We start from the raw sequence: 2,646 nt of genomic DNA, 5'->3' as shown, positions 1-2,646 counted from the left end.
CTTGGTGTATGTTGAGAAAAATGGGTATTACTGAACTGGAATTCGAGGGACCGTTGAGCCTTTGGTCGACAATCCATACATGCTGTACCAGCTATCGTGAGGTTTATCCGCTTCCACGCACTTGAGGTGAATCGGCTTCCTTTTATTGTTGCTACTCATATTTGCGAACCGAGGTAGTGGCTCTGTGATTGGTTTTGGTACGTAAGGGCTGTCAGTTGAGTTAAGGTTGTAGTTTTTTGTTTTTCTGAGGATACACTTCCAAGATCTACGCTCTGGTCTTCTATCCCTCTTGTAAATGCGTTCAGTAACACCGGCTGGAACCGGAGTGATGGTTGAAACAACCACCCCTGTGGCTTGTAGGGTTCTAATGTCCTCAGACGACATAAGCTGCTTGAGGGGTTCTTGTTGTGATGCAACACAGTGGACTACATTGCCGACATACAGTCCCGGGTGCTGAATAGCGAAGTTGAGGCGAAATGTGCTATCAGTCAGCAGCTCCTCGTCCATGATGTAGCGGTCCAGATCCCCGAACAGTGGATATGAGAGGCCGACCCATGAACGGTAACGAGCTGCAGTCAGTGGATCATCATAGGGTTCAGCCTGATCATGAATGGCTTTGAAAACGCTCTCATGGAAACTTTTGTTTTCATCCGGAGAGTCAGGGTGTGATATTTCAAAATAGTATCGCATTTGGGTATCCTTCATAGTTGAAGAGCTCACTTTGGTTGGTTCTCAACCTTTAAAAACGCCACCCTTTATATAGCAGGCAACAAGGTAGTGAATGTATCCTGGGATGACTTTGGGGCTCTTTACTTCTCTAAGCTCTTTGATAAGGTTGTCTATCTTTTGGTGGTAGTTATAGAAGCAATTCCCTTTCTGGAAGTCTCTATAGTGCGTTCCCGGTTTTTCTGAGAAACCTGCGGGGTTTATGTTGATAGGTGCGCAGTCCTCAATAGCTTTGTACCAAATATCATAAGTGAAAAGTGCATACCCTATATGTCGCTGATCAATAAGTGGAACATCTCGTTTCCCCGTATCTTCGTTGACGCCTTTCAAGAATGTTCTGCCATGCTTGTATGGCTTCTTGTTTTTCACTGGTAACTGCTCATCTTTAGTATTTTTAGGCTTATTGCGATTTGATGGGTCGGTACGCATCTCTTGTGCGGGAAAAACAGTCAAGCCTTTGCCTGTATAGAGTTCAGCTGAAATTTTGAACCAGCGATCTACATTACTTTCGTATAGACGGCTGGCAAGAAACTCGATGCACTCTTTTGTTGCTTTGGGGGAATGATTTTCAAAATATGCGAAAGAAGGCAGTTCTTCCCAGTCTGGTAATTCGAAACGGTTTTCAAGTGAGTGGGTGGTGAAGGTGATTTTGCGTTGACATTGGAATATTTGATTGTTTCTGCGAAGAAACCTGCAGTTAAGTATATTGCTTAGGATAGCTTTTGCCTGGTAATCGAGACCGCCCTTGTCCCGATATAGGGTGATGAATGTCTGCATGCTGGATCTGAGCTCTTCATCATGAGTATCTGGGAACAGAACGTTATTCAGGACATAGCCCTCAAACTCAATGTAGAGTTTATCTCCAGGTTCGTTTGTGACGAACTCACTCTCAAAAACGTTTGGGGTATCGAGATTCTGGTCATTTACCCCTGTCAAAGACGCATAGTCTGACGGTGATCCCTTAAACTCTCTCCGCTGGACATGCAGGGGAAATATTTTTTCCGTTCGAGAACTCATAGAGCTCATAGTTGCATCACCAATTTGCAGGCAGCGTAGAGTATTCATCTGTGTGGGAGCCTCCGTAGTTCATGTTTTGTAAGCTCCATGTTTTATATAGACCCATTAACAATAAAGTCGAGGTTAGATGGACGCCAAAAAAAGGAGTCAGATTTTCCGATAAGTTCAGATACAGAGCGTATGTTAAATAGGCCACCAAGACCGGTTACCGAGTCGCAAAAAGAATGAGGGATTTTCTTGCGGCAGCCTTTTCGGAGCTTTCTCGAACCAAAGCTTTTATATCCAACAGCTAGAGGAACCAGCCATTCACGACTTTCCTCTATTAGGCGAAACATGGTATCTAGGGCATCCTCTCCTTCTTGTCTGCCAGCTCGACAGAGCTCAATGCGGTCGGCGATAGTGAAACCGTCGAGTTGATTGCAGAAATCAGAAACCTCGTTTTCTTCAAGAGTGTAGAGCTGTGGTATTCCAGCCTTAAAGAAAATGTGTCCACCACAAAACCTTAATCGGTAGAAACCGTCAAGAAAACGGTTTTCATCAAGCCACGTTTGTAGCTGAGAGAGACTCATAGATGTGTTGACCCGAACTAAGAGTGACGCATAAAGCCAGCTGTTTCTAGCGGTGATGATTCGAATCATCTGATGTTTGCGTATATCTTCTGGCGAGTAGCAAGAATACTTTTGCTGGCTGTCTGACATTGCGAAATCTCGTATACAGATAGCAGCAGCGTCAAATTGAACATTAAAGTCTCTCAGAACATCATCCACTAAATATTTTGTCAAGCCTACAATCCCATACATGGAAGGAAGTCCAGCAATATAGGGCGATGGCATTGCATTAGCTCTCTCGACCTTCATGTCCTTAAGGCATATGTAGTGCCTGTCAGGAAACCCATTAAATTCG

At 44.3% G+C, this 2,646-nt stretch carries 3 protein-coding genes; all 3 read right to left on the bottom strand.

The window, feature by feature from the left end:
• Window positions 1-27: 27 nt before the first annotated feature.
• On the bottom strand, window positions 28-705 hold the full coding sequence (locus E1189_RS02220) for a type I-F CRISPR-associated endoribonuclease Cas6/Csy4 (RefSeq protein WP_155158440.1): 678 nt from the start codon (window positions 703-705) through the stop codon (window positions 28-30).
• Window positions 706-732: 27 nt separating this feature from the next.
• Entirely contained in the window at window positions 733-1,791 is a 1,059-nt protein-coding gene (locus tag E1189_RS02215) for a type I-F CRISPR-associated protein Cas7f/Csy3 (protein ID WP_155158439.1), read from the bottom strand.
• Between the two features lie 44 nt (window positions 1,792-1,835).
• Window positions 1,836-2,646, bottom strand: an 811-nt coding sequence (locus tag E1189_RS02210; protein ID WP_155158438.1) for a type I-F CRISPR-associated protein Csy2, incomplete at its 5' end; no start/stop codon positions are given.

The organism is Parendozoicomonas verongulae, from assembly GCF_009711465.1.
Lineage (GTDB): Bacteria > Pseudomonadota > Gammaproteobacteria > Pseudomonadales > Endozoicomonadaceae > Sansalvadorimonas > Sansalvadorimonas verongulae.
Note: the sequence above shows the minus strand (reverse complement) of the source record. Positions and strands in the feature narration are given on the sequence as shown.

What these genes read in the sequence shown, in the direction of transcription:
- E1189_RS02220 (WP_155158440.1), bottom strand. Translation starts at nt 705, where the DNA reads ATGAAGGATACCCAAATGCGATACTATTTTGAAATATCACACCCTGAC.
- E1189_RS02215 (WP_155158439.1), bottom strand. Translation starts at nt 1,791, where the DNA reads ATGAATACTCTACGCTGCCTGCAAATTGGTGATGCAACTATGAGCTCT.